This window comes from Micromonospora sp. NPDC023888 (assembly GCF_040639415.1).
Taxonomy (GTDB): domain Bacteria; phylum Actinomycetota; class Actinomycetes; order Mycobacteriales; family Micromonosporaceae; genus Micromonospora.
In genome coordinates, this window is sequence record NZ_JBEZZW010000020.1 from 73,605 (window position 1) to 97,551 (window position 23,947).

The 23,947-nt window shown below is 69.4% G+C and carries 13 protein-coding genes; 5 read left to right on the plus strand and 8 right to left on the minus strand.

Annotated features, from left to right (window positions below):
- Positions 1–10 precede the first annotated feature (10 nt).
- The 5 genes from AB0F61_RS19360 to AB0F61_RS19380 all read right to left on the minus strand — a co-directional run bounded on the left by AB0F61_RS19360 (position 11) and on the right by AB0F61_RS19380 (position 11,337).
- Positions 11–1,228, minus strand: coding sequence for an AAA family ATPase (locus tag AB0F61_RS19360; protein WP_357811435.1), 1,218 nt, complete (start codon positions 1,226–1,228; stop codon positions 11–13).
- Positions 1,228–5,229, minus strand: a complete 4,002-nt coding sequence (locus tag AB0F61_RS19365; RefSeq protein WP_357811438.1) for a DNA methyltransferase — start codon at positions 5,227–5,229, stop codon at positions 1,228–1,230. The genes AB0F61_RS19360 and AB0F61_RS19365 overlap by 1 nt, the downstream gene beginning before the upstream one ends.
- On the minus strand, positions 5,226–8,351 hold the full coding sequence (gene drmD / locus AB0F61_RS19370; RefSeq protein WP_357811441.1) for a DISARM system SNF2-like helicase DrmD: 3,126 nt from the start codon (positions 8,349–8,351) through the stop codon (positions 5,226–5,228). The genes AB0F61_RS19365 and drmD overlap by 4 nt, the downstream gene beginning before the upstream one ends.
- 203 nt (positions 8,352–8,554) lie before the next feature.
- Positions 8,555–9,418, minus strand: coding sequence for a hypothetical protein (locus AB0F61_RS19375; RefSeq protein ID WP_357811445.1), 864 nt, complete (start codon positions 9,416–9,418; stop codon positions 8,555–8,557).
- The gene (locus tag AB0F61_RS19380) at positions 9,415–11,337 is read right to left on the minus strand and encodes an N-6 DNA methylase (protein ID WP_357811448.1); all 1,923 of its coding nucleotides are present in this window, start codon (positions 11,335–11,337) and stop codon (positions 9,415–9,417) included. The genes AB0F61_RS19375 and AB0F61_RS19380 overlap by 4 nt, the downstream gene beginning before the upstream one ends.
- Positions 11,338–11,439: 102 nt before the next feature.
- On the opposite strand from AB0F61_RS19380, the gene AB0F61_RS19385 reads away from it, so the two are divergent.
- The 5 genes from AB0F61_RS19385 to AB0F61_RS19405 all read left to right on the plus strand — a co-directional run bounded on the left by AB0F61_RS19385 (position 11,440) and on the right by AB0F61_RS19405 (position 16,523).
- Positions 11,440–12,006, plus strand: a complete 567-nt coding sequence (locus tag AB0F61_RS19385) for a DUF4352 domain-containing protein (protein ID WP_357811451.1) — start codon at positions 11,440–11,442, stop codon at positions 12,004–12,006.
- A gap of 82 nt (positions 12,007–12,088) precedes the next feature.
- Positions 12,089–12,586 (plus strand): hypothetical protein, encoded by a 498-nt coding sequence (locus tag AB0F61_RS19390; RefSeq protein WP_357811454.1) that lies wholly within the window; start codon positions 12,089–12,091, stop codon positions 12,584–12,586.
- Positions 12,587–12,657: 71 nt separating this feature from the next.
- Entirely contained in the window at positions 12,658–13,560 is a 903-nt protein-coding gene (locus tag AB0F61_RS19395; protein ID WP_357811457.1) for a hypothetical protein, read from the plus strand.
- Positions 13,561–13,641: 81 nt separating this feature from the next.
- Positions 13,642–16,092: an AAA family ATPase gene (locus tag AB0F61_RS19400; protein WP_357811460.1), complete on the plus strand. Its 2,451-nt coding sequence runs from the start codon at positions 13,642–13,644 to the stop codon at positions 16,090–16,092.
- Entirely contained in the window at positions 16,089–16,523 is a 435-nt protein-coding gene (locus AB0F61_RS19405; RefSeq protein ID WP_357811463.1) for a hypothetical protein, read from the plus strand. Before AB0F61_RS19400 ends, AB0F61_RS19405 begins: the two co-directional genes overlap by 4 nt.
- Here AB0F61_RS19405 and AB0F61_RS19410 read toward each other — a convergent pair.
- The 3 genes from AB0F61_RS19410 to AB0F61_RS19420 are packed head-to-tail and all read right to left on the minus strand — an operon-like array spanning position 16,504 to position 23,731.
- Positions 16,504–20,460 (minus strand): CHAT domain-containing protein, encoded by a 3,957-nt coding sequence (locus AB0F61_RS19410; protein WP_357811466.1) that lies wholly within the window; start codon positions 20,458–20,460, stop codon positions 16,504–16,506. The genes AB0F61_RS19405 and AB0F61_RS19410 overlap by 20 nt on opposite strands.
- Positions 20,457–22,418 carry a caspase family protein gene (locus AB0F61_RS19415; RefSeq protein WP_357811469.1) on the minus strand — a complete coding sequence of 654 codons (1,962 nt, stop codon included), beginning with the start codon at positions 22,416–22,418 and terminating at the stop codon, positions 20,457–20,459. The genes AB0F61_RS19410 and AB0F61_RS19415 overlap by 4 nt, the downstream gene beginning before the upstream one ends.
- Complete coding sequence (locus tag AB0F61_RS19420; protein ID WP_357811472.1) at positions 22,415–23,731, minus strand: hypothetical protein; 1,317 nt, start codon at positions 23,729–23,731, stop codon at positions 22,415–22,417. Before AB0F61_RS19420 ends, AB0F61_RS19415 begins: the two co-directional genes overlap by 4 nt.
- Positions 23,732–23,947: the final 216 nt, after the last annotated feature.

The window sequence follows — 23,947 nt, forward strand, 5'->3', positions numbered from 1 at the left end:
CCGCGGGCCATCACAGATCACCGCCAAGCGCCCCCGAGAACCACAACCTGCCGAGCGGCTCTCCCTCGCTCGCCTCGACGATGCGCTCGATTTCCTCGATCGACGCGGCGGGAATTACTGACGAGCCGTCGTCGTCCCGCTCGCACACGATGAGCTCATGCGGGGCAAGCTGATCGGCCAAAGCGGGGGAATGAGTCGCAACCATCAACTGAGTACGCTCGCTGGCCTCCCGCAACCGCGCCACCAGCAACTCCAGCGCCTGAGGATGAAGGCCATGATCAATTTCCTCAACGCACGTCAACGCTGGCGGGTGCGGGTCGTAGAGCAATGCGAGGAGGCCAAGCAGCCGGATGGTGCCATAGGACGCATCAGCCAACTGCGTTGCCCGCCGCAGCCCACGCTCGCGGAGCATCACAACGACTTCCCGGGCCGCGCCTGAGGGACGATCGAACTCGATGTCGTCCAACTGCGGCAGCACCTCCGCCGCATCGTCGACCAACTGGCGCCAGCTGTCCGCATGCTGTTCAGATAACGTGAAGAGAAACGCCGCCAGGTTGGACGCGTCGTCGCGCAGCGTTTCGGTGTCGCCTCGCGGGAAGCGTGACGGTCGGCGAGCGGAATCAACGTGCACCTCGAACGCACGGAACGAGGAAAGGTTACTCGCTATTGTCGTAACCTCCTCTCCTCCCCAGTTGTGACTGAGCCGCGGCAGCGTCGAAAGGGCACTACTGAACCGGCTGACGCCAATCTTCTGCTCGGTGGGTTCGATTCCTTCTCCATCGGCGGTAGCAACCGTTAGCTCCTCCCCGCTCACCGTGATTTCTTGGCTGCCCCTCTCCGGAAGCCGGTACCGAAATGATTCACGACGATAGAGCTCGTTCGACCGGCGCCAGACCCTCAGGTCATATTCGTCCGGCATATCCGAATTACTGGACGGCGTCCAGGTCGCCGCCAGCTTGATACGCATTGCAGAAGCCGGCTCACCCCCACCGCAGAAGAGCACCTGGTCGAACCCATCTCGCTGCTCCAAGGCCGGCATGAGATCGGTATGTATGGTGTCGGCCAAGAACCTGAAGACGTCCAAGAGGTTTGTCTTGCCGGCACCATTCGGTCCCACCATGACCGCTAAGGGCCCCAACGGCACGGACACCTCTCGTAGGCTCCGGAAGTTCTCTACATCCAGCCGCACGAGCCGATTCTCAATCCCCACCGCTGTTCCCACCCCCATCAGAAGAGACTCGCCTGTTTCGGCCGGGCGACCTTTTTCTCGTGAAGACCGTCGGCGACCTCTTCGGCGTAGCGCTGGTGGTTCAACTCCAGCAGCCGGTCGAGGACCTCGCGCTGAACGGCCGGGCCGACCGTGTAACGGAGGTAGGCGCCCGCCTTGTGGAAGCCGTGGTCGAGGCCCGACGCCGGCAGGTCGTCCCAGGCGTAGGCACGGCAGACTGCCGCGTCGATGTCACGGTGGATGCGCCGCAGCTCCACGATGTCCTGATCCTGATTGGCGGGATCGAAAACCAGGTTGTATGTGGCGGTCAATCCGGCCTGCCGGCTGAGCATCACGTCCCGCCGGTACGTGTCGAGCCGATCCCCCAGCGCCCGCAGTTCGGGCGTCAACTCCGGCAACGCCAATGTTGTAACCACATCAGATGGGGAGTAGCTGATGTCAGCCTTCATCGTGGCGCTGCGGCTGGCAGTCCACCAGTAGTGCGGCGCGCTCGACAGCAGCGCCAGCATCGCCGGGGAATCCGTAGCGAAGACGACGATCTTATGCGAGAAAACCTGTCCGGTCGGCACCAGCACCGGCATGACCGTCTTGCTCACCTGTGCGAGCACGACGACCTGCTCCAACCCCGCAATCGCCCGATGGAGTGCTGGCTGCTTCTCGGCGTATTGCCAGTAGCGGTCAGGAAGGGGCTTTCGGAGGGCGTAGGTGCCGTCCGGCTTGCGTCGCTGTCGTTCGGGGCGGACTTCGCGTTCCACAATCTCGAAGATCTCCCCAAACTGGCGTGCTCGCTCTAGCGGCCAGTCAAAGAAGTTGATAATCCAACGACTCCCCGAACAGTCGGGGCGAGAATTGAGGTCCTTCCCGTTGACGTAGGGGAAGAGGACCTCGCGGTTCCGCTCGTCCCTGTCGATGAGCGCGGCGGCTTCGCCCAGATCCATCGTGAAGCCCAGTCCCAGCACATACGACCCGATGAAGGACATGCCAGCGTTGCTGAGTAACCGATGTGGGTTACCGGTGACCCGCGACTCGGCGTCTAACGATGGCGTGATGCCGGCGACCACCACGCCATCGGCTCGCCGCAAGGCCGATGCGCCCAACGCCGCCCGGCTGGTCCAGACGGCGCAGAATTCCAGCGCCGCCGACCGCGACGGCCAAGGCCGGCTCTTGATTGCTTGGCGGATGGTGGAACCACCCACGACGACCTGATCGAGCCCCACCTCGCGGGTGTCGCCCTGAGCGAGGGTATTGGTGGCGATCAGCCCAGTCTGCCCACCAGAGTTGAGCAGGTCGTGACCTCGGAGCAGGAAATACGCAACCAGGTCGGCATTGCCTTTCACGCCTCGCCCGAGCGTCGCAACGAGATGCTCCCGATAGGCGGAACCCGTGGCGCCGCTGATCTTCTTTCCGCCCAGGAACGGTGGGTTGCCGATGATAGCGTCGAATCCGCCGCCCTCGAAGACCTCCGGGAATTCCAAGGGCCAGTGCAGCGGGTCCCGGTCGAACGCCCCCGCCGGCTGGTCGAGCGCCAACCACGACCGCGCCTGCGCGTCCAGCGTTTCCGGGTCGCCGCCCTGGGCAAGGTGCTGCGCCAGCCTGCCGACCTTTTCGGCGATCATGGCCGAACCCGGACCGCGCTTCACCGAGGCCAACGACGCCCCGGTCACCAGATCGGCGTAGGCGTCGGCCCGCCGCCGCACGGTGCGTACCTCATCCAGGAGCCGCCGCTTCTCCGGCAGCGTCTCCGCCGTGTCCGGGAGCGCGGCGATTCTTCGCCGCAACTCCAGGACCTGGGCCAGATCCCGGTCCAGGCGCAGATCCCGGCCGGCGTCACCGGGCAGCGACGCGGCGTTGCCCAGGCCGAGCAAGGAGTCGCCGGCGACCAAGCGGTCATCCAGGAACGTGAAGGGGCGCTCCGGGTCCATGGAGACCAGCCACAGTGACAGCTTCGCCATCTCCACGGCCATCGGGTTGATATCCACCCCGTACAAACAGTGTTCGATGACTTGCCGCCGTGCCTCGACCACCAGCGGGTCTTCGTCGGCGTTTATCGGCCGGTCGAACCCACGCTGCTGGTAGACGAGCGCTCGCTGGTCACCCTCCCGCGACCACGCTTCGATCAGATGGCCAGCGAGGTAGCGAGCCGCGGCGACAAGGAACGCCGCCGAGCCCATGGCGATGTCTGCGACCTTAAGCGCCAGGATCTGCTTGCTCGACTTGGGCTTCCACTCCGACTTATCGGCTGTCTGCAGCGGCCCCAGCTCGTAGACCAGCGGCTCTAGCGCACCCTCGACCACCTCCTCGGCGAGGAACCGCGGCGTGTAGTGGGTGCCGGTGTTGCGGCGTAGCGCCGACTCGGTGACGAAGAGCGCCCCGGGTAGGATGACCACGGGCAGAGCGCGCAGATCTTCACGGATGATCCCGACGAAGGGCAGCAGCCGCTCGGAGAGCGGGTAGTCGCCGCCGGTAACGGCGAGCAGCTTCTTGCGGGCATCCTCGCGCTCCACCCCGCGGAGCGGCGCCAGCTTCTTACTTAGGGCCGCAGCCGAGCCGACCTTGGAGTCCTTGTACTCAACGGCGAGCGCATCGGCCAGCCCGGGCAGATCGATCATCTGGACGGCCAGAGCCTCTAGGTCGGCGAGCCGGACCTCCTCCTCCAGCCCTTCCTTGCCGATCAGCCCGACGGTTACGTCCTCGGCGCGGAAGCCCTCAAAGGAGAGCAGGCCCTCGTAGACGTACCCGATTTGCTCGACGTCGAGGGCGCGGAAGCTGAGCGTGCGGCGCTCCCGCGATCGACCAGTGCCGATCTCGACGTACTGCACCGCGCGGAGCATGTGCAGCACGGTCCGGTCGTCGATGGTCAGCGGCAGCCACGGCGTAGCTTCCGGGTCGAAGAGCGACCCGTCGTGGCCGTGCATGGTGAGCCTGGGGTGGTCGACGCCGCGGTAGACGGCATTGAACAGGGCGAGCAGCCGGTGCCAGGCGGCGGAGCTGTGCTCCAGGTCCTCCTCGCTGCCTTCGATGACCCGCTGCTCCAGCTCGGCGCAAAGCCGTCCGGCCGAGTACGCCTTTACGTAGAGCTCGTTGTCGGCGGGGAGCAGCTTGCGCTCCTCGGCGAAGAGCAGGAAGACGATCCGCATCATCACCGAGACCGCGCCCCGGTAGACGTCGTGCGCGTCGACGTCCTGGAGGCCACGACCGCCGAGTTCCCGGTCCCGCACATCGGTGCGGCCCATCGCGGCCACCAGCAGTTCGACGGCCTGGCGGACCTGGACGCCGAGCGCCTCGGTGATCTCCTCCTGGCTGCCGAGGCTGGCGCGCAGCAGCGGCACCAGCCGCTCGGCATCCGGGACGCCGAAGAATCGGTGTCGAGACAGCATCGAGACGAACGCGCGGACCACATCGCGTTCGGCCGCCTCGGGCCACGCCACCGCGTCGAAGACCGCTGTTGTGGTGACGCCGCCGCGCGGCGCCCAGACCACCGTCCACCAACGGCCGTCGGTGACCAGACCCAGCTCGATGTTGTGGTGCCGGCACAGGTGGGCGAGCCGGTCGACCGGGGTCGCCGCCCACACGGAATCACGAATCCGGGCGGTCGGCTGGCTGCCGGCCGGGCAGATCATGCCCAGCATTCGTACGCTGTCGGGCTTGATTTCCTCGCCAGGCTCCACGAGTGCGAGCGACGGGCGCAGCTCGGTGTCGTGCTCGGCGACGGTGTGCGCGAGCGTGTCGAGTTCGTCGGTGTGCAGGGTGTCGCCCCAGCCGAGCAGCTCACGCAGCACGTACCCGATCCAGGGCTGCTGGCCCGCGGCGGTGTCGGCCTGCCAGGTGGCGTGCTCCTGGCGCAGCCGTTCGCGGGTCTTCTTGTCCAGCGCGTCCAAGGTCGGCCATGTGGCGCGGAGCACCGGCAGGCTCAGGAACGGGCCGCTGACCTCGACCAGGCTCAGCCAGTTGCGGTGCTGCTCGGCGCCGTCAGGCGCGGGGCGTCGGTAGGTACGGCTCATCGGATGGCCTCCCGCTTCGGTACGACGAAGACCACGGCCACCGGGAACCGGTGCGGCTTCGGGTCTCGGTAGCGGGCGGCGACGACGTCGAGTTCGCGGTCGCGCTCGACTTGCAGGGCCGACAAGCGTTCCTCCCAGGATTGACGATCCTTGCGGTACTGAGCGAGTTCTTCCTTGCTCTTCGCGGCGACGGCGACGCTGAACAGCGCGTCCTCGGCGTCGTCGTCGGCGAGCGCACCGCGCAGGGTGGCGGCGAATTGGTCGAGGTTGTCGACGATGCGCTGCTGCTCAGCTGCCTGCCGCTGCTCGAGCTTGCGCTTCAGGGCCTCGTGGCGGGTGGTGGTGCGCCAGTCGATGGCGGCGAGCAGGCCGTCGGCGACGCGTGGCCAACGCTCGGCGAGCCGCTTCTCCACCAGGCCGGAGGCCGCGCTGCCGGCGGTGAGCGCCCGGTCGAGGATGCCGCCGAGGGTGCCGAGGTTCTCCAACCGGCGGAACCGGCCCTGCTCGGGCGCCCAGCCGCCGGCGTAGAGGACCTCCTCGTGCAGCCGCACGCCGTCGGCACCGACCAGCACGAACCGGGAGTACGCCCCGACCAGCACGTCCTCCAGCGCCGGGTCGTCGCTGACTACGGCGGTGACCCGGTGTAGCCCGATGTCCGGGTTGGAGACGGCGGCGCGCAGCAGCCGCGTCGACATGGCAACCAGCGGATGGTTGAGGTGAGCGAGGACGATGTCCTCCTCGTCCTTGGCGACCCGCGGATCGAACGTGACCGGCAGTTGCCGGGGTGGCTCGTCGTCGCTCTGCAGTTTTGCCGTCAGCCCGACGGCAGCCCGTTGCCAGGAACCGGTCAGCGGCGGAACGGTGTAGAGGCCGTCGACCAGGTGCCGGTCGTCGGTGTGTCGCTTGAGCGGCTGTTGACGGGCCAGTTCCAGCGCCGTGTCGACGACCCGCTTGACGGCCGGCGGTGTGATGCCAAGTTCCTCGACGGTCTTGTCCAGCTCCGCTCGGAGCTTGACGACCTGCTCGCGCAGGTTGGCCTCAACCGGCAGGCTGCGAGTGCTCTTGCCCTTGCCCGCCTTGTCGATGTCCACCTCGACATGCTCGCCGAGCATCCGGCGCTGCACGGCGTCGGCGAGTACGGCGTTGACCGAACCGAGGTCGGCCTCCATCCGCGCCACCTTGGTGGCGATCCGGGACAGGAACTCCAGGTCCGCCTCGTAGGAGTCGACGGCCTTGCCGAAGCCGCTGCCCACGAAATGCTTGATCTCGGGGGCGGTCGTCTGGCCGTACCGGTCGACCCGACCGATCCGCTGTTCCAGCTTGTTGGGGTTGAACGGGATGTCGTAGTTGACCAACCGGTGGCAGTACTTCTGCAAGTCAATGCCCTCGCTGGCGGCGTCGGTGGCGAGCAGGATGCGCACCGGCTGCTTCGTCGGGTCGGCCTGGAAGGCCAGCCGCAGTTGCTCCCGCTCCTCGGCGGGCGTACCGCCGTGCAGCAGCACGAGCCCCTGCCCGGCCAGACCCTCCTGGCGGAGCAGCTCGGCCAGCCAGATCTGGGTGTCGCGGTATTCCGTGAAGACCACGACGCGCTCGTTGGTCCAGTGCCGGCCATCCGGCTTGCAGACCGCGCTGAGGTAGTTGATCAGCTCCTTAGCCTTGGCGTCCGGCAGCGCCTCCTTCGCCTCGGCCCACTGGAACATCTTCTCCAGCAGGGCCATCTCGTCGGCGCTGGCGTCGGGCTGCATGGCCCGGGTCCGGCCGAGCGCGTCGTCCTCGGCCTCGGCGAGTTGGTCGTCCGCGTAGGTGGCGACGTCGTCGAAGAAGTCCTCCAGCCACTCCGGCACGTCGTCATCGGCCGGCAAAACGGCGGGCGCCCTGCGGCTGCGCAGAGTCTCCAGATAGACGCCGACCGTGTGCGCGAACGCGGCGGGGCTGGAGAAGAGGCGCTTCTTGAGTAGCAGCGTTACCAGGTCGGTCGCCTTGCGTCCGCGCTGTGAGTGCAGCCGCTTACGCCGCAGCTCGGCGAACTCGGTGAGCAGGGCATGGATCTGCCGCTCGCTCTCCGGGTAGGTGACCGGGATCGCGGTGGCGACCCGCTCCACGAAGCGGGGCTTTCCGTCGGCGTCGGTGACGTCGCGCTTGAGCCGACGGACGACGGTGTCCTTCACCGCCGACGGGTCCGGATCGACACCCCGGGCGAACCGCTGGTTGTCGAGGATCTCCAGCAGCGCGGTGAAGGACGCCTGGTAGCCGTTGTGCGGGGTGGCAGAGAGAAAGAGGCGGTGAGTGAAGTGCGGTGCCAGCCGGCGAATCAGCTTGGTCTGCTGCGAGTCGATCGCGTAGACCTGCTTCGGGGCTGCCGGGGCGACGTGGTGCGCCTCGTCGAGAATCAGCAGATCGAAGGTACGCGGGTAGGCGGGGCCGTCGGCGGGAAGCACCTCGTCGAGCAGGCGCTGCGCCTTCTGCCCGCGTAGCCAGGGCAGGCTGATGATGCTCAGCGGGTAGACCTCGAACGGGTTCGCCGCCGAGCCGTGGGTCCGACGGACCGTCGCGCAGCGTTCGGCGTCGATGATGGTGAAGTCGAGGCCAAACTTCTCTGCCATCTCGTCCCGCCACTTGAGGGTCAGACCCGCCGGGCAAACGATCATGATGCGCCGAGCCCGCTGGCGCAGCAGCAGCTCTTGGGCGACCAGGCCAGCCTCGATGGTCTTACCAAGGCCGACGTCATCGGCGAGGAGCAGGTTGACCCGGGGCGCGTCGACCGCGCGCGCGACCGGCTCCAGTTGGTAGTCCTCGATGGCGACACCAGAGCGGAACGGGGACTGCAACGTCTTCACGTCGGCGGAGGTCACCGCCGACCAGCGGACGGCGTCGAGGAAGGCTGCCAACCGTTGCGGCGAATCGAACTTGCCCTCGGTGACGTTGGGCAGCGAGCCGCTGGGCAGCACCTGGCGCCCCGGCTCAACCTCCCAGATGACGTCGAGGGTGTGGCCGTAGCGGCCATCCTCGACACTCTGCAGGCTGACCAGGCTGCTGTGCTCGCCCTGCTGCACGTCGCTGACCACCCAGCGCTGGCCGCGTACCGCGACCAGGTTGCCGATTTCCGGCTTTGCCGTCGTCACGCTCGGCATAGTCCCCCCATTGTTGGTTCGCCCCCACTCGATCCGACCCGCACCGTACGCCCGGTACTCGTGGAGTCACAGTCCGCCAAAAGGCTTGTTTGTTCACTTCACAGGACAGTGCGGGGCGGCCAAACGATCATCCCCCGAACGTCCCGTTGACGGGACTGCATATCCCGTCAGATGCACGACATCGATACGTCAGGTCACCCGGGTGCCCGGAAGAGCAACAATTCCACCAGCTCGGCCGTCCACCGCTCTCCCGACACCGACAGTTGCGCCGCTGACCGGCAGATGAAGGCCCGGTAAATCTGATAGCGGCGGGCCGACCAGCGGGGCCCCTGCCAAAGCCAGCGCGCCGAGCGGCCGTTGACCGCGTACGGCTCGTCGGCCCGCCGTTGCCAGAAGCCACGCATCTGCCGCGCCAGCCGCGCGTCCAGAATTAGAGCCGGGCACTGCACGCTGTCCGTCCTACTTGCGAAGTAGAGAAACTTCGTGAAAAAGGCCGGCCCGAATCCGGAGATCCGGCCCGCATCCAACAGCAACTGGTAGGCAGCACCGGCGCCTCGCTGGTCGAGGGCGTTGACTGCGGCGGCCAGCCGCTCTTGGATCTCACTCGTGGGCAGTCCCGGCAAGCCGCCCTTGCCATTCAGAACCCAGCGCAGCCGGGTCGGGCCAAAACCACGACTCCCCCAGCCCCAGGCAAAGGAGGTGACCAGGAGGGGCAGCCACAGCCCGCGCTCACGGCACTGTCGCGCCACATCCGTTACCGCCCCTCGACTCAGCGATAGAGGCGACGAGGCAGCAGTACCGAAGGGCGGCCATCCATCGAACTGCGCCCACCGCGCCGGCACCACGTCAATCGAGTGACCGTTGACTTGCTCCTCGGCGCTGCAACGCCGACCAACGACCCTGAGTTCCCACTCACGGCGCTGCTGCCTGAGCCAGTCCTGCTCTTCGGCTGTGAGGCCGCACTCGACCACGCCTTTGTCGTAGGCCGATGCGTCGTCCGGTAGCAACGTCCGGTAGTCACAGGGCTGCGCTGCGGGGTCGTTCGGGTCTGCGGTCACTTCGCACCGCCTGCGGGGCGAAGGGCGCCGGCGGCGAGTCCGTCTGCGGTGAGTCGCACCAGCTCGGCGCTGAGCGAACCTACTTCTTCAACAGCCGATTCGAACGCGAGAAGCCGCTGGAACGCCTCCCCCTGTGCCCGCTGCTGGTCCAGCGGCAGCCGCCGAATCTGTGCCCGGCGGACGTCGACCCTTGATCCAGACAGGCTCGTCGTTTGCTTGTCGTTGGCCGAGTTGCGCAGTTGCCCCGCCACGAACCACGGGTCCAGCGCAGCCGGGTTGGGACGCAGTAGGTAGAGGTGAGCACCCAGGAGCATCCCGTCGGAGGTGATCACCCGAGAAATCAGTTGCCGTGCCGCCACCGGCACAACGACGTCCCCCACCATCAGTGGGACGCGTTCGAGTAGTGCGCCCTCGTCCCGCCCGGATGCGTCGGCACCGGCCACGACGTCCCTTCCGGTAAGGACGAGGGGACCCTTCCCATGACCGGCAGGGGCGCTCTCCCCCCTACCGGGCGCGACACGGATGGGGCCGATCAACTGCAGCGCGCCGGTGCGGGCCAGCTCAGCGACCGACAGGGTGCCGGACACCAGCGCGTCTGCGGCGGGCGCGACCTGCGGTAGCAGCGCCGGAAGCTCGCCGACGATGGCGGCCAGTCGTTCTCTGGTGCGTACCAGATGCTCTCCCGATGCCTCGCTCACGACGGCGGGTTGCCGGCGTGCGGGGGTGAGGTCGACGTCCTCGTCGAGCAGTTCGATGACCGGGACCGCGCGGGCAAACCCGGCTTCCTCGACGTCGCCGTCTGGAGCGGCGGCGAAGGCCCGCCACGCGGCCAGCACGCGCGGTGAGGTCTCGGCCAGGTCACCGCCGGCGGCGTCGATCAGCAGCGCCCGCGCCGGTGGCGGCGCGTCGGTCGCGGCGCGGCGCAGCACCCACAGGTGCAGGGGTACGCCGTGCGGCGCCGCCACCCCCGGCGGAAGGGCGATGACGGCGCGCAAGTGACCTCGGCGCAGCAGTTCGCCGCGAATCCGTTTGCCGGCGCGGCGGCTGGCGACCGTGGGTGGCATCAGCAGAACGGCGTGCCCGCCGACCCGCAGGTGGGCCAGGGCGTGCTGTGCCCAGGCCAGCTCCGGTTCGGTACGGGGTGTGGTGCCGACGATCCAGCGGGGGTCGTGACCGAGTTCCTCGTCGCCCCAGTTGGTCGCGCCGAACGGTGGGTGGCAGACGACGGCGTTGACGGTGCGGCCGGCGAAGGCGTCGGCGCGCAGTGAGTCACCGGTACTGACTTCCCCGGGTACGTCGTGCAGGGCCAGCCACAGGCCGGCGAGCCGGGCGAGGTCCTCGTCGAGTTCCTGCCCGTACACCGAGGTGCTGCCGGCGCGGACGGCGGCTCGCAGGATGGCGCCGGAGCCGGCGGCCGGGTCGAGGACTGAGCCACCGCCGACGTTGGCGAGCCCGATCATCAGGTCGGCGAGGTTGTCGGGGGTGGCGAAGGGGCGGCCGGGACCTGGTGCGGAGAACCGCTGCCACAGCTCGTCGAACGCGCCCTGCGCGCCCAGCTCGTCGGCGAGGGCGTCGACGTCGGGCAGGAGTGGCGCGAGCTGTGCGTCGGGGTGGTGGCTGCGGGAGCCGCGCTGTCGGGCAAGCAGGAAAGCGCCGACTGCGGCGAGACCGGCGGCCGGGGAGTCGCTGGCCGCAGCGAGGTGTCGCCAGAGCCGGTCGGCGGTGGCGAGCTCAGGGAGCTTGCCCTGGGTGCGAAGCCACTGCTCGACCTGGATCAGGTCGAACTCGGGGCTCGCCGTCGTCCCGCCAACGGGGGCAGGGAAGTCGGGATGCCGTTTGCGCCAGTTGCTGACCGCAGCGCGACCGACGCCGGCGAGCCGGGCGATTTCCGCTGCCGTGATGGTCGGGTTCTCCTGCACGCCGAAAGTCTCGCACATCTGTCAAGCACGAGAATGTCTGTTGACAGTGTTGTCAGACGATGCTCTTATTGACCCCGCAACGCTCACACCTGGAGGACAACGATGCGCAAGACCACGACTCTCGCTCTGATCGCCACCGGCCTCATCGCCCTGGGCTGCGGCTCCGGTGCCGCCGACAAGGCGAGCAGCTCCAGCGGCGACGAGGGCGGCGCCAAGGCGAGTACCCCGGCCAGCGACAAGGGCGACGCCAAGGGCGAGGAGAAGGCGACGACCGCCAAGATCGGCCAGCCGGCCCGCGACGGCAAGTTCGAGTTCACGGTGAAAACCACCAAGTGCGGCGTCGCCAAGATCGGCAACGACATGCTCGGCCAGAAGGCGCAGGGCCAGTTCTGCCTGGTCACGGTCAACGTGAAGAACATCGGCAAGGAAGCGCAGATGTTCGACGGCAGCAGCCAGAAGGCGTACGCGGCCGACGGCACCGAGTACTCCGCCGACTCCGGCGCGGCGATCTACGCGAACAAGAACGCCGAGACGTTCCTCAACGACATCAACCCCGGCAACCAGGTCAACGGCGTCGTGGTCTTCGACATCCCGAAGAACGTCAAGCTCACCAAGCTCGAGCTGCACGACTCGATGTTCTCCGGCGGCGTCGACGTCGCCCTCGGCTGATCTGCCTCCCGCACCCCGGGGCGGGTCTGAACGATCCGCCCCGGCTGTTCACACCATCCCTGTTCACAGAAGGAAACCGGTGATGACCGACCCGACCACTCCAAATCCGACCGAGAGTCCCGAGGACCCAGCTTCGACCGCTGGCACCTCGGCCAACCCAGAGGTTGACGCCTCCAGCGCGAGCACAACGCCGATAAGCAGGCGTCGCTATCTGATCGCGGCGTCGGCAGTGGTGATTCTGCTGGCTGTGTCCATGAGCATCCTCGTCCTGATGCAACGCGATTCACCGTTGGAGGCGGCCCGACAAGCCTGCGGTGCCGGCAGGGAGGACTGGGCGATGCTGGGCGACGACGGGAGTTCCCTCACGCTACAGAGCGTCGGCGAGGAGCGAACCGGCCTCAAGCTGGAGCAGTTGCAGTGCTACTGGACCGAGCTGAAAGTGCCAGATGCCGTCATTGCGGAGATCGAAGGCACGCGCGCGCTGGACGGACGCCAGTCCGGCGAGTGGGAGGACATGGACGCCTCCTGGATCTACCACCCGGATAACGGCCTCCAAATGATCATCACCCTCTCGGACTGACTCCTTGCCCGCCCTTCGTCGCGGTCCGGCACTCGGCCGTACCGCTGGCCTTCCGCGCCCTGGAGACGACCATGGCCCTCCCTGACCCGTACGGCACCCTCCGCTGCTCGGCGGGGACCGTCCACCTGCGTCAAGCCGTCCGCGCCACCGGCGCCCTGTTCACCACCGCCCTACTGGCGATGACGCTCACTGGCTGCGGGGACGAACAGCGCCCCACAACCACGCCGGCGTCCGCATCCCCGAGCGCGTCTGCCTTGCCCAGCACGTCGCCGACACCGCCACCGCCCGACCGGGACGGCGACGGCATCCCCGACTCCAGCGACGCCTACCCCGACGATTCGAAGAACACCCCTCAGCAGCCCCCGGTCAGCCTTGAGTGCGACACGGGCAACGACTGGAATGCGCTGCTCACGGTGCGGCCCGGCAGAGACGACCGGCCGGACTTCAGTGAGGTGTGGGCGGCGAAGCCGACGGCCTGCGACGCCCAAGCGGAGATCTATCCCGTGACCGATACCGAAAAGGCCGCGCTGAAGACGTCGAAGTACGACGGTGGGACCATCACGGCCCTGTACGAGATGTGCGCCGCCGTCGACCCTGAGGACCCGTACCTGGAGGCGGACTTCGCCGCCAGCAGCGAGCAGATCCCGGAGATCAACGCAGCCCTCCTGATCTGTCCCACCTACCCGTACGCGAAGAAGTGGCGCGAGACGGTGAAGCGCGGGCAGGCCGACGTGGATCTGGCAGCCCAGGGTCGGATCTTCGGCGAGGGCACGTTCCGCGTCGGTAAGGAGATCAAGCCCGGCACGTACGTCACCACGGACGTCGACGGCTGCTACTGGGAGCGGCAGAACAGCTCCGGCGACACCATCGACAACTACTTCACCAACAGCGCCCGCCGCGTGCAGGTAACCATCCGCTCCTCCGACTTCGCCTTCAGCTCTGAGAACTGCGGCGAGTGGCGCCCCGCGCGCTGAACCGAAGCACCGACATCCACCGCTCCCCCGGGCGGGCCGACGAGTCGTCGGTCCGCGGACACCACACGCCTGGAGACCACCATGACCCAGCCTCCGCAGTCCACCGCGCCCCTGATCGAGCTGATCTTCGACCGGCTCGCTGCCGCTGACGTACCGACCGAGACCGCCGAGCTGGTCCTCGCCGCGCTGACCAGCGAGGACGACCTGACCGCCGCCCTCGCCGGCACCCCCACCCGACTCGACCCCCGCTCCCCCACCGGAGATGGTCCAGCGGAACGGATCTGGTTGAAGTCGGTGACCGTCGCCGGGTTCCGCGGCGTCGGCCCGGAGCGGACCCTCCAGGTCGACCCCGGCCCGGGCCTCACACTGGTCGTGGGCCGCAACGGCTCCGGCAAGTCCAGCTTCGCCGAGGCCGTCGAGCTCGCCCTCACCGGTGACAGCGCCAGGTGGGCCGACAAGACGAGCGTCTGGCGTACGGGGTGGCGCAACCTGCACAGCCCGGACCCGTGCTGGGTCGACGTGGAGCTGCGCGTCGACGGGGTCGCCACGCCGACGCGGGTGAACCGTTCCTGGCCGGTCGGGGCCGAGCTGGCCGACGCCGAGGTGACCGTGACCAGCGCCCATGGTCGGCACACCGGCCTCTCCGAGCTGGGTCTGGCCCGCCCGCTAGAGCTGTACCGGCCCTTCCTCACCGCCGCCGAGCTGGGCAAGCTCGCCGCCGGCACGCAGAGCCAGCTCTTCGACGCGCTCTTCGCGATCCTCGGCCTGGACGCGCTCACCGACGCCGACCAGCGTCTGCTGCGCGCCGCCCGGCCGCACGACACGACAATCAAAGAGGTACGCGCACAGCGCACCGCCCTGGCCGACGCGCTCGCGGGGATCACCGACGACCGGGCCCGGCGGACCGCCGCGCTGCTGGGCGGCCGGGGTGCGGTAGACCTCGCCGCGGTGACGGCGATCCTCGACGAGCCGGACGAGGCAACCGTCGACCTGGAGGTGTTGCTCTGCCGGGAGCTCGTCGCTCTTGACCCGCTGCCGGCCGACGAGGTGAACCGGCTGGCCGGTCAGCTGCGCGAGGCGGCCGCCGAGGCCCTGCGGTATGACGGTGGCCGGTCCCGGGCCGCGCTGCGTAGCGCCGAGCTGCTCCGTCTCGCTCTCGAACACCACGACGACGAGGGCGACGGGTCGTGCCCGGTGTGCGCCACCGGCACCCTCGACGGTGGGTGGCGTGCCGCCGCCGCGCAGTCGCTCACCGAGCTGCGGCAGCGCAGCGTCGCCGCTCAGACGGCGACGACCCGGTTGACGGCTGTGCTGCGACAGACGCACCACCTGATCGACGACCTCGCGGTGCCCGAGGGCCCCGGATCGGAGCCGACGGTCGGGGCGCTGCGCGATGCCGTGGCCGCGCTGCGGCGCGTACCCGGGGAGCCGGCCGACCTGGCCGACCACCTGGCCGCGCGGTACCCGGCGGTGGTGACGGCGGCGGACGCGGCCCGCGCGTACGCGGAGGGATTTCTGCGGCAGCGCGACACCGGTTGGCGGGCGGCGGCGGCCGACGTGCGCGAGTGGGTGGCCGCCGCCGGCGGCCTGCCGGCGCGGGAGGTGGCCCTGACCCGGTTGAAGGCTGCGCGCGCGTGGCTGAAGGAAACCGGTACGGAGATCCGCAGCGAGCGGGTGGCGCCGTTCGCCGGGCACTCCCAGCGGATCTGGGCGCAGTTGCGGCAGGAGAGCAACGTCGAGTTGGGTGCGATGACGCTGGAGGGTGCGAACACCCGACGGCGGGTGGTCTTCCCGGTCAGCGTGGACGGCGCCGACAACGGCACGGCCCTGGGCGTGATGAGTCAGGGTGAGATGCAGGCGCTCGGGCTGGCCACCTTCCTGCCGCGCAGCTGCGCCCCGGAGAGCCCGTTCCGGTTCATCGTGGTCGACGATCCGGTGCAGAGCATGGACCCGTCGAAGGTGGACGGCCTCGCGCGGGTGCTCGCCGAGCTGGCCGAGCATCGGCAGGTGGTGGTCTTCACCCACGACACGCGTCTGCCGGACGCGGTCCGCCGACTCGATCTCGGCAAGGCGCGGATCATCGAGGTGACCCGGGCGGAGAAGTCGGTGGTGACCCTGCGACCCGGTTCGGACCCGGTGACCCGCTACCTGGACGACGCCCACGCGTTGGCGCGCAACGACGAGATCACCGCCGAGGTACGCGGGCCGGTGGTCGCGGAGCTATGCCGCTCGGCGCTGGAGGCGGCCTGCCACCGGACGGTCTGGCGGACCCGGGTGGCGCGGGGCGTACCGCACGCCGACATCGAGAGCGCGATTGAGGACGCGTCCCGGCGGGTCGCCACCACCATCGCTCTGGCGGCGTTCGATGATGCCGAGAAGGGCGGCGACGTGCTCGGCTGGCTCGGCCGCCGGCACGGACGACGGGCGGTGAACGCCTACCAGGCGTGTCGGGAGGGCGTGCACGGGGCGTACCTGGCGGACCTGCCCGGACTGGTCGCGGACGCCCGCCTCCTCGCGGCGGCGTTGTCGTGACCGCGCCAACGCCCCAGCGCTGCCTGGCGGCGGCCGACCAGTTGCTGCGCGGCACCGGTCTGCTCGGTGCCGCGGCGGTGACCGCGGGCTGGTGGCCGCGGGCCTGCGCCTGCCTGATCCGGCTCGCACTCGAAGGCGGCATCGACGGCTACTGGCTGCGGGTGAAGCCGACGGTGGCAGCGTGCCGGCAGGGTCGCGCGAAGCAGTTGATGCTGCGCGGCCGGCTCGGCCCGGGCGGCGAAACCGCCCGCCGGGTGGCGTTCGCCTGGGCGACGTTGTCCGCCGCCACGCACCACCACTGCTACGAGCTGGCCCCCACGGCGGCGGAGCTGCGGCGGCTGCACACCGAGGTGATCATCTTGCTCACGCGACTCCAGTCGGTCTCGGCGACGTCGGCCAGCAGGCCGGGTGTCATCGCCCGAGATGTGTGAAGGCGGCCCAGCTCACCGGTGCGGCGTTGTCCGCGCGACCACACTGAGCGGCCAACTCGGCCGGCATGCCGTCGGGCGGCTGCCGGGCTGGGTCCAACATCCACAACTGGGCGCGGTGCAGGGCATCGGTGGGTTGGTGGCCTTCCTCGTACAGGAATTGGTGCACGAGATACATCAGCAAGGACGTGCCCACGTCGGGCACCGACCACAACGACCCGAAGACCGTGTGAGCACCGGCGGCGACGAACGCGGTGGCGAGGCTGAACGCTTCGTCATAGTCGGCCCCCACCAGGTTCGTGGTGCAGGCGGCCAGGAACACGTGGCCGAGCTCGAGCGCGGCGAGTCGGGACACCTCCAACAGTTGGCGCGCGGGCAGCTGACCCCCCGCGAGCACGAGGTGGGAGTCCGCCGGCCGAACCGGGTCGACGCGCCCGTGGCAGGCCAGATGCAACAGGGACGCCCCACGCCCACCAACGGCTCTGATCCAGGCAAGGACGCTGTCGGGGTGACCGATCCGGTCCGGCCCCTCCTCGGGGCCGCCGAGGTACTGGCCCTCCTGGTGGAACCGCTTGTGGATCGCCCGCGCCTCGATGCCGGCGAAGGGCAGGTCGCCGAGCGGGTCCCCAACCACAAGAGTCGACTGGATCGGGCGTGGCGGCCGAGCCGCTGCCGTACACAGCATGCGGGCCGACGGGCTGTAGGACAGGACGAGGTCGTGCACCGCGTACCGCCGGCCCGACGGGGTGTTCTGGTACGCGGCGTGCCAGGGTACGAGCCCGAGGGCACCCATCGGGATGAGCACCAGCCGCGGGGAAGCCGACGAGCGCATTGACCGGGTCTCGGCGACGATCCGGGCCATCGCCGCCCGCCACGCCCACCGACAGAGATCATCCATTCGGGCCCCCACCGACGGCAGCACCGGCGCGCCGACCGGGCCGGCGTCTCGTGGCCGGCTTTTCCGGGTGTCCGCTCCGCGTCCCGTCACGGCCGGACCCAGCGCCGCTTGGAGGAGCTTCTGCATCGGCGATCCGTCGCCGACCACGAGATCGGGCAGTTCGACCACCTCGATCTTCCCGGTCGCGGGGACGATGGCCGCGAACCCCGGCACCGGACGCGCGGCCGGCACCAGGTAGACGAGCGCATCCAGGTCAAGCTCGGTAAGCGCGGCGCGGATCTCCGCGACGCGCACCTGGGCCAGCGCCTGCGCACTCGTACCCGCGTCCTCCAGGGCACGCAGGACGCGCGGCCGCAGGTCGTCCGGCACCTCGCCGGCCGCGAGAAGCGCGCCGAGCGGGTCACCGGTGGCCTGATCGCGTCCCAGCCCCGCGGTCTGCCGCCACTCCTCAGCCAGGGCAGGATGGCCGGCCTCCCGAAGCGAGTCGGCGATCGTGCGGGACGCGGTGGCGGCGTGCAGGACGAGACCTCGCCCGGCATCCAGGGCGGTGATCAGGTCGTCGTCGGCCTGGTCCTGAAGGCACCACCGGACAACTGTCGTGGCGTCAGCGGTGGCCTCCCGGGCGATGTCCATCGCGTGATCGGTGCCGGCCTGCAACAGGACCCGCCGGGCGTGGCCGTGCAGCGCGGCGAGTCCAAGGCGCCGGGTTCGGGCCCGATCCGGGTCGCCGGCCCTGCGCAGCGCCTCGGCGTGGTCGCGAGTCAGATCGGTCCAGAGCGCGTTCGCCGGCCCGCCGGACTCCGCCGTCGCCGCTTCGAAGTGCGGGACGGCGCGGGCTGCGGCCGTCCGGTCGCCAAGCCTGCTCGCCGCGGCGAGTTCGGCCTGGGCGGCGACGGTCAGGCTCACGAAACGAGCGGTGTGTCCGGGCTCCAACTGGTGTGCCAGGGTGGCGAGGTGGTCGGCCCACCTGCGCAGCAGCGGCAGGTCCGCACGTCGTAGCGCCGCGGCTACCTGGGTTGCGCCGACCAGTACCGTCACACCCAGTTCCCGATGCGTCAGCCGCCTTGCCGGCAGTGGCACGGGTGAGTGTGGGCGTACCTCTCCCCTTCCCGTTGCCACCGTCACCAGGTCGTCAAGGACGCGCATGGTCGTTCGATGCAACTGGTCGGCCTCGTGGGAGAACCCGACTCGACGTGCCAGCGCCCCGGCGTGTGCGGTCGCCCTCCGCAGGCCGACGACATCACCCTGCCGCGCTCGCTGGAACGCCACCATGACGGCTGCCCATACCCGCCACTCAGCGACGAACGGGTCCTGCGGCCGACCGTCAGCGACCTCGTCCGTCGTCAGGTTGCCGGCGGCACGGGACCCGCGCAGATCCCCCAATTGGGATGCACGAGTTTGCAGGGCGAAGGAGAGCAGCGCCGGTATCCGGTCGCCGCTGACCTTGCTGAAGCTTTCGTCCCGCCCAGCCCGCAGCAACGCCTCCACAGCCGTGTTCGAGTCCGGGATCGCGGAGCTGGCGTTGGCGGCCTGCTCCACCAGCCCCTCTGCCATGTCGAGCAGCCCCGCGAGGCGCGGCGGAGCGTCGGCGCCAAGCGCTCGACCCAGCGTGATCAGGTGGCGCAGTCTCGGCAGGTCGAGCGTGTCTTCGGCCTCGCCGAAGCGAGCAAAGTCCGCATAGACCAGCGCCGTGGCGAGATTGACACGTGCACGGGTCGTCGCGGACACGCCGTTGTCCAGCACCTGGTTTGCTTCGTCAAGCGCGGCTGCCAGGTGGTCGAGGCTGGTCTGCGCCGCGGCCGTCTTCTCGGCGGCGTCGTACTCAAGCACTTCTGTGGCGAGGACCAGACGCGTGGTGTGCGCCGCTAGGACGTCGTCGTCGGTGTCCGCAGCGGCGAGGGCGTGTTCGACATAGCGGGCGGCGGCGTCGAGGCTGGCCTGGCTGCGGGTGAGCTGCCAGTTCAGCCGGTGGGTCTCGGCGAGCTGCCGCCACACGGGCGCCCGGTGCCCGGTCAAGGGTAGGGCCTGCTTCAACAGGGTGACGGCCTCCGCGAGGCCGCTCGGGTCGCCGGCGTGCTCCGCACCGCTGCGCAGCACCCCGGCGAGGGTGACTACGACGGTCGGGTCAGCGTCATCCTCAGCGACCGTTCGCCAGCTCCCGATCGCCTTGTCGAGGGAACCGGGATCCTCGCCGAGGTCCCACAGGACCTCGCATGCCGTGGCCCGGCAGCGGTGCAGGCTGAGCCAGCCAGGCTGCCCGGGTCCGCTGGCTTCGATGCCACGGTCTGCCACGGTGGCGGCCAGCTCCACGCTCCTGGGGTCCTCCCGCAGTCCGGCCATGTCCAGATGGGCCGCCGCCAGGTCGGCAGAGGCGGTGGCGTACCCCGGAGTGATGTCCGGTGGCAGCTGCGCGAGGGCGGCTGAGAGGACGTCGATGCCGTGCTCCAAATCCTGCTCCCGCTCGCCGCCGCAGTCGTACCGGGCCAGGAGCGCCATCCCGCGAACCATCTGCACGTACGCGGCGAGATCGGTGGCCGTAGAGCTCACGCGAATGGCCTCGATCGCGGCCACCACCTCGTCCGCGTCCACCGCGGCGGCCTGGGTAGGTCGCCCGTCGTCCAGGCACCGCCCCAGGAACCGGTCCCAGGTCGCCTCAAGCAGGTCCACGGCCACGAGGTCACGCTCGGGATCATCCGCCGGCCAGCCCTGATAGGCGGCGGTCAGATGATCGATGGCCTGGTCGTGGTCGGTCGAACCCGCACCGAGGCGTGCCCGTTCGGCATGGGCCACGCCGAGCCCCGCGTGCCAGATAACCGCCTGATCGTGGTGTGGTGCGCCGTCGATCGCCCGGTCGAGGTGCGCGATCGCGGCGGCGAGGAGGCCCTCGTCCGGCTCCGCCTCGTACCATTCCAGGTACGCCTGCCCGAGCATCCCGGTCAGTTCGGCGAGGTCCGCGTCGGGCGGCGGGTCCGCGATGAGCGCGATCAGGTGGGCGACCCACCCGTCGAGGGGCACACTGTTCGTGCTGTCCACAGTGGTCACCTGCTCGCGCTCACCTTCTCGTCCCGGGACGCCGGGACCCGCGTCACCACCGGCACCGCGAGGGTGACCCAGTCGCAGGCGCTGTTCGCGGTGGCCCCGGCGTCGCGATGCACGGCGGCCAGACCCAGTCGACCCAGCAGGCCGGTCACGGCGAGCGGCGCCCGCGTCCGCCCAGGCCAGGCCTCGTCGACTGCAGGCAACTCGAACGGCGACGAGCTGAATTCCTTCTCCGCGGCAAGCAACACCAGCCAGTCCTGGGTGGTGGCACCGTCCTCGACGGGCGTGCCGACAGGGAGCCGCAGCTCGACGGGCCGCCCGTACAGCGCCGCGCCGACGCGCCCGGGCGCGACCTGGGCACCGGGGAAGAGCCCGGCGTGGACGCGGTGTTTCTCCGTGATGTTCAACAGTACGTAGTACAGGGGGCGGTCACTGTCGTTGCGGAGGCGCACGAAGATCGTCGGCGGTACCCAGCGCCCGTGCTCCTGCCGGTACCGCAGATGCACGGCGCCGTCCATGCTCGGACGCAGCGCAGGTCTGTCCATGGGTGCGGTGAGCTCGCCCGCGAACGCGTCGACAAGCTCCACGGATACCGCGTCGACAAGCGCGGAGAACGGATTCACCAGAGCTTTGACCCGACGAACTCGGGCCAGGTGTTCTAGCGCCGCCGCGACCCGACGGCCGCCGTCACGCTGAATGTCGGTCATCTCGTCGCAGAGCGCGGTGCCCTCCCCGTCGCGGATCCGCACCCGGTCTGGCTCGCGGACGTCGATGACCAGCTCCGGCGTCCGCTTCTCGTGACTCTTCAGCATGCGCAGATGAGGAGACGGGCCGCCACCGGGCCCCATCGTCGCCAGCGCCGCCAGGACCTGATCCCCCGTCGGCGCGTGTTCGCCGTCGACACCGACAGTGACCGCCGGGGTGGGCACCCGGCTGACGACGACCGGGTACTGGAGGTCCTCGTCGGGCTCCCAGCCGAGCGGTCGGACGACGCTGCGCTCAGGGTGGACCCGCACCACGCGCGCCTCCCGTAACTCCGGACCGGGTACGGCCACCCGGACGTCGTCGTTGTCGGGACCTATCGACAGCCCGTGGCAGGACCCAGCATCGATCTCCCACTCGCCCCGGACGCCCCGCATCCGCATGCCAGTCGCCGACGGCGTGATCCGACCGCCCAGGAACGGCTGGTCCGCGATGCCGGGAGTGACCGGCTCCAACTGTGGGACCTGCTGGTAGGCATGCCGCTCCACGTCGCACCGCGCGGCCGTCAACAGCTCGCGGTATGTCGCCGATGGGCCGAGCCGTCGCATGGCGCTCAACAGGGACCAACTGAACAAGCCGCGCGCTTCTCCGTCGGCCCACGTCTCGACGGCCGACTCACCCGACGCACACGCGGCCAGCTCCACATGCTCGACCGGGGGCAGGGCCGCGAGGCGGCGTAGCTCCGGCAGCAGCGAATCAATCATCGGGGCGGTCTCCAACGGCGGCACGGCCCGAATCGTGTCGCGGGTGACGCCGAACGAGTGACAACTGTCGGCCACGACGACCACGTGACACCCGGTCACGGCGATCCCGCTGAGCAACAGGGACAGTTCCTTGTCCCAGAGATCTGCCACATCGCCGTGGCGGCTGTCGTGGCAGATCAGCGTCTGCATCGTCCCGCTCGGCTCCAGGTGCCACAGCTCATCGGGGACCTTCGCCTGCGACCCGTGGCCGCTGAACCAGAACAGCGCGGTATCGCCCGGCCCGGCCTGGCCCAGATGGTCGCGAAGTCCAGTGATGACCGCATCCCGGGTGGCCTGCGCATCCTCCAGAATGCAGATGTCCGGTCGCTCGTTGCCCCGGAAACGGACGCGCAGGAAATCCGCCACCGCTCTGACGTCGTTGCGGCACCCCCGCAGGGGCGAGGTGTCCAGATAGCGATCGATCCCGACCAACAGCGCGATGACCCGCTTGGTCATGTCTCGTTCCCCGTCGGGACGTGAAGCCAGCTGTGCTCGACGAACTGCTTCTCGGGCAGGTCGACGGTGACCTCGGTGAACGCGTCGGGCAACGGCGGCAACGCGGAGTGCCGGATGACATCTCGGTACAGCACGTCGGGTAGACCCAGGACGTAGTCGACGGCAGGGTTGTCCCGCAGCGCCGCGCGCAGTGGAGGGCTGTCGAGGATCCGGTGAACAGCTATCGCCGCGGCACCGACCCAGCCACTGTCGGCCGGCTTCATCAACCCCCGGTGCAGGGCGACACGCAGCCGCACGCGCTCCGCCGGACCGAGACCGCTGTTCGTTCGGCGCAACGCGTCCGCCAGGCCACCCACCAACCGCGGGATCACCGTGGACTCGTCAATGCCGACGGGCAGGACGGCGAACTGCCCGTCACCCTGGTCCTGCACCGCCACCGCCGATTCGTCGAGACCGGCGGCACGACGCGCGTCGGCGAGTGCTCGTACCAGCCAGGACTGGGTGCGCTCGGCCAGATGGTTCGGTCGCTGGCTGTAGCTGGCTACATCGGCGGCCATGCAGAGCCGCACGGCAGCGGTGCTCGTTTCGACGTGTCCCGGCAGGACCTCCTGAAACACCACGGCGTCCTGGAGGGTCGCCTGTCGTCGAATGGACCGGTCCCGCCAGGTCCCTAGTGTTTCGACACGCAGTCCGATTCGCCCGGACAGGACCGCCACCGACGCCGGCACCTCGACGAGCGCATGCATGCCGTACGTCAGCGGAAGGAACATCCGCCCTGACGGGTCGGCATAGGTCCAGCCGAATCGGTGCCGGTGCATGCCGAAGGACCAGGCGCGAGGGCGACCGGCTCTCGGGGCCATTCGCACCAACCAACCCGGCCGGGCGACACCAGCCAGGATCGCACGATCAGCCGCGACGGTGACCGGGCGCGGCGGACCCTGACCGTAGGTCAGCCCGAGCGTCCCGCCGTCGCTGTCCAGCCGCACAGCGACGGCGTCCTCGGCGTCGAAAGCGATCTCGAAGCGGACAGATGTGTAGCGCCGGCCGTCCGCCAACTCGTCCAGGTCGAACGCGGCCAACAGGCCGAAGTATCGACGTCCGGACACCTCGGCACGCAGCCGCAGCGGCTTCGGTAGATCCTCCCCCGCCACCGGAAAGAGCAGCGGACGACCGCAGGTGACTCCTGCGGGCCCGAACGACGAATCCGGTTCGTCGGGATCCCGGGTCTGGCTCGGTCGCAGTAACGAGCGAGCCAGGACGTCGGACGCCCGCAGCGGCTCGTCCTCGGGCAACGCCCAGTCGTCCCCGGTCATCTGTCCTCCAGCTCAGTTGCTCGATCACTATCCGGCGAGATCGGATCAGTAGCGGCGGATCGACTGACTGACCGAGTCGTCCATGCCACGCCTGTCGCGTCGGCGTTACGACCGATATCCCGGGCACCGTTCCGTGCCCGTTACGACCGAGCACGTCCATACCAATTGGCGAGGAGCCCGATCATTACTGACCAACTGCGCGGCCGAGTAGGTATG